Consider the following 4,224-nt stretch of genomic DNA (forward strand, 5'->3'; position numbering starts at 1 on the left):
TCCACGATAATGCTGCGGATACGTTTACCTGGATGCTTGACCTCGGCAAAGAATGCATCGAGCTTGGCATTCAGTTCAGCCACGACTTCGTTCGCGGCGGCAGGATTGAAATCAGTGGTGGACATGTAACGTCCAGCGGAGAAGTTGGCACTAATATCAGTGCACTGACCGCCCACCGCACTTAAGCCAGACGCCAGACGCGGGATGATCATATTGGCGATGCCTAAGTCTTTGGCGATGCGGACGATATTCATCCCTGCAGCACCGCCACCAGCAATCATTACGCAATCACGAGGATCGATGCCTTGGCTAATGGTCATGTCAGTGGTGAAGCCTCTCATATCCTCCGACGTGATCCGCAGAACAGCCTCAGCACTCTCTTCAATCGTCATGCCCAGCGGCTCAGCCACACGAACTCGGAAGGCTTCCCGAGCCGCGTTCAAATCCAAGGGCATCCGACCCCCGAGGAAATTGTCTGGATCGAGGTAACCTAGAACGAGAGCAGAGTCCGTCACTGTTGGTTCCTTACCACCGTGCATGTAACATGCCGGGCCCGGGAATGCCCCCGCACTAAGCGGCCCAACACGTACCAGCCCGCCATTGTCGATATGCGCAATAGAACCACCGCCGGCACCAAGGGAACGTGTGTCCACAGCCGGCAATCCGGTCATGTGACCGCTCCACTCTGGACCCAGCCATTTCTCACGGCTGTACGCGATCTGGCCATCTCGCGTGAGGCTCACATCATAGGAAGTGCCTCCAGTATCGACAACGATGATATCCTTACCCGCAGCCAAGGGTTCATGCTTGCCGTACTGCGCACCTGCCACAGGAGCTAAGGCCGGGCCGGAGTCGATGGTCTGGATTGGGCGATCAGACATTTGCTCCAAGCTCATCACCCCACCACTGACATGCGTCACCATCAATGGATCACCTGCGAAGCCCAGTTCGCGGAATCGACGCTCAAGATCCTGAAGATGTTCGCGCATTAACGGTTTGATGGAGGCATCGATCGCCGTCGACGAGGCTCGGCGATACTCCCGCACCACGTTATTTACCTGGTGACTTAACGAATAAGCAACGCTTGGCAGCTCCTCCTCGATCAGCTCAGCAATACGCAGTTCGTGCGCCGGGTTTACGACTGAGAAGATCAGACAGACAGCAATGGCTTCCACCTCCAGCTCCCGGACACGGTGTAGCACGTCGCGCACCGACTGTTCGTTGAGTTCCACTGCCACAGTGCCGTCAGCCAGAACGCGCTCAGTGATCTCAAACGACAGGCGCCGAGGGATATATGGCTTAGGGAACGGTGTTGCCAAGTTCCATGCATCCTCTTTGCCACCTTCACGGTAAAGCAAGGTATCGCGGAAACCACGAGTAGTGACAAACGCGGTCTTGGCCACTTTCCCTTGCAGCACAGCGTTGGTCGAACGGGTTGTCGAATAAACGAACGTGCGAGTCTCGGCCAGCAATGCCTCAAGCGTCATGCCATTTTCTGTAGCCGCCAGTTTGATTGCATTGGAGATGCCAATGAACAAATCGTCGGGAGTAGAAGACGCCTTATAAAGACCAATGACACGATTGCTATCAGACAAAATAAGGTCGGTAAAGGTGCCGCCCGTGTCGACAGAAATTGTGAACGGAGGCAGTAAATTAATTTCATTCATTGATAACGGTCCTAGATTTGTTTGCAACTAGCCGCGCACGACTAAATCGGATTAATAGATTCGCTAGCACTCGCCGAATAGCGACCACCTGTCAGGTATGCCATCAACGGAGTTACAACCATGGTCACTGCAAAGGCAACAAGTGGAGCGACAGAAGCACCTAATGGCCCCGCCAATCCAAAGGACAGTGGAAGTGCAAGTGTCAGCGCCAATACGAGCGAAGTAATACCCACTGGGTTCCAAGCTCGCAACTGCTCCTTGCCATAGAGAAACGTATTCGGCACCAACTTGAAAATATAGCGATTCAATACGATATCGGAGAACACCGTACCCACCCAGGAGATCAGCACAATCCCCCAAATACTCAGCACGAGGGTTGCCTTGCTGTATAGGTCGGCCATAAGAACCAGCGAGCAAACAACGCAAGTCATCACGACCCAGCTAACACGTGACATCCTTACATCAAACAAACGACTAGCAACTGTTGCAAGACTTACTGCTGTTGCATAAACATTGTTAACGTTGATGCGGGCCTGAGTAATAACAACCAACAGAACGCCAAATATTCCAAATGCGTGGGTGAAGTAGACTGCTGGATCAAATTCTTCGAATGTCATACTAAGCCAGGCACCAAATAGCAGCGGCATCAAGAAAGTGACCAATGTGAAAACCGGACCAAGCAAAATCCCACCAATCACAGCGTGTCGAGCCGGAATGAATCTGCCGAAGTCACTTGCAGTAGCGCCGATTGCAGCGACTCCGAACATCGCAACCATAACTTGCAGCACTGGGCTTCCCGCCGCCAAGTTGATGTCAGGCGAGTGGGACAGAGACCAAAATCCAGGCGCCCCACCCATCTCCATAGCTCGTAACGCGATAAGTACAAAGAATACAAAAAGTACAGGTAAAGTAATCCACATCAAACGACTTACTAATTTTACCCCGAAGCAAGTTAACGGGATAAAAATCAGGCCACACGATATCTGAAAAACAAGAAGGGGAATTGAAGGAAAGTAGGCACGAATGGCGTTGATCATAATTCCCCCTTCCATAGCGAAGTAGAGGATATTGTTGGTGGAGTAAATCACCGCAGTGATAGTTGAACCGAGAAACCCGAAGCCACAGGCTCGGGTAATCAAGTCTGAGTTGAATCCTGACTTCGACGAGAACCATACCCACACGAAAGCAATCGCCCCGACAATCATCGCCGTAGACGTAGCACCGATCATAAAATTCATGGTGCCAAAAGAATGAACAAGTTGCGCCCCAACCATGAACCAAATGAGCGCAGTCGTGATTCCCAACATCACTCCTAATATGGATACCGCACCCAACGACTTGCCTGACTCTGGAACGGGAACGTTCGCGTACTCGTCCCCGCTGTCATCACTGTTCGCAGCTACCTTTCTGACGTATTCCATCCTGCCTGCCCCTCGCAGTAAAGCGATCACGTTAAAAGCCCGATATTTTCGTCGCTCAGCGATAAAAACCTAAGTTTTAGATGCCTTACGTGAAAAATTCGCTTGCGACTGATGCATGACAGAGCAAATAGCGTGCCATGTTAGGAGGGTTGTCTAGCCGGCAGTTTTTTGCCCTTTTTATTTCAATCACTTGGGGGTAAATTCGGATGGGGGCGATGCTGATTTCATAGAAGATAAACTAGAGAGCGAGACGCACGCGCTTGGTGCAACGGCGAACAAAATGCTCCATTACTGTGCCTAGGGAGTAATCTGGCTTTTCTAGACCCGGCTCACAGTTCGATTCATCACGTGTATCAAGAAGATTGATTCCATGAGCCTGGAGACTCTCGATCCGAGCATTCGCCGACCAAAGCTAATCGAAATTCGTAGCTGCCCGGCAAGAGTTTGTTGAGGTTTGCGACTACTGATCAATGCCTACGTGGGGGGAGAAGGGGCTGAGGCAGGAGTAGCTGGATACCAATCTTGAGGAGCGCCTGCATTGGTGCATGCAGGTGAAGCATCCTGGGCCTAGAAGAACCCGGGCCTTTTGGCAGGGCTTAGAGTTTGAACGAAGCCGGGAGCTTATCTACCGCGACCTGAATCAAAAGCTCTACATCATTCACGCCAGCATCAGACATCCTGAGCTCCTGCTCCAGGACGGCAAGCCCAACCCTGGACTGCGCCCTCACCTCGCCAAGAAATTGGTAGGATCCTGTGGACGAGGACACGATCGTCACTGCAGGTTGGGCTATCAGCATTGGCTTAGCTCGATGGTCACCCTTCACGAGCAAAATACCCAGATGCGAGTGATCAACAAGCAATTCGTTGGTCACGATCGTGGATCGCACCACCCCTGCCCCTAGCAAAGCCATGGCTCGACGACGAACGACGCCATAAGGCCGGCCTAGACGCTCTGCGAGCTCTCTGAATTGAATGCGTGGGGAAGCGCTGAGTTCCCGTAAAAGCTCTCTATCGTCGTCTGACCATCCGAGTTCATTGAGGATCGACTGATCAACAGAAGGGGATCTAGTGTCCTCTCGCCACTTCTCCACTTGCAACATTGGCCAACACTCAACAGACACAACGCCTGGAGCACT

3 protein-coding genes are annotated in these 4,224 nt (G+C 52.1%); all 3 read right to left on the reverse strand.

Going from position 1 to position 4,224, the window contains the following annotated elements; genetic code table 11:
- On the reverse strand, nucleotides 1–1,667 hold a 1,667-nt coding region (locus IE125_RS18520), incomplete at its 3' end, for a hydantoinase/oxoprolinase family protein (RefSeq protein ID WP_189446171.1).
- A 41-nt stretch (nucleotides 1,668–1,708) separates the two neighbouring features.
- Nucleotides 1,709–3,088: a purine-cytosine permease family protein gene (locus tag IE125_RS18525; protein ID WP_189446172.1), complete on the reverse strand. Its 1,380-nt coding sequence runs from the start codon at nucleotides 3,086–3,088 to the stop codon at nucleotides 1,709–1,711.
- A 596-nt stretch (nucleotides 3,089–3,684) separates the two neighbouring features.
- Nucleotides 3,685–4,224 (reverse strand): Lrp/AsnC family transcriptional regulator (locus IE125_RS18530; protein WP_229809205.1); only part of this gene is annotated, 540 nt, incomplete at its 5' end.

This window comes from Salinicola rhizosphaerae (genome assembly GCF_014652715.1).
GTDB classification, from domain to species: domain Bacteria; phylum Pseudomonadota; class Gammaproteobacteria; order Pseudomonadales; family Halomonadaceae; genus Salinicola; species Salinicola rhizosphaerae.

Coding starts and splice junctions, on each gene's coding strand:
- IE125_RS18525 (WP_189446172.1), bottom strand. CDS start 3,088: ATGGAATACGTCAGAAAGGTAGCTGCGAACAGTGATGACAGCGGGGAC.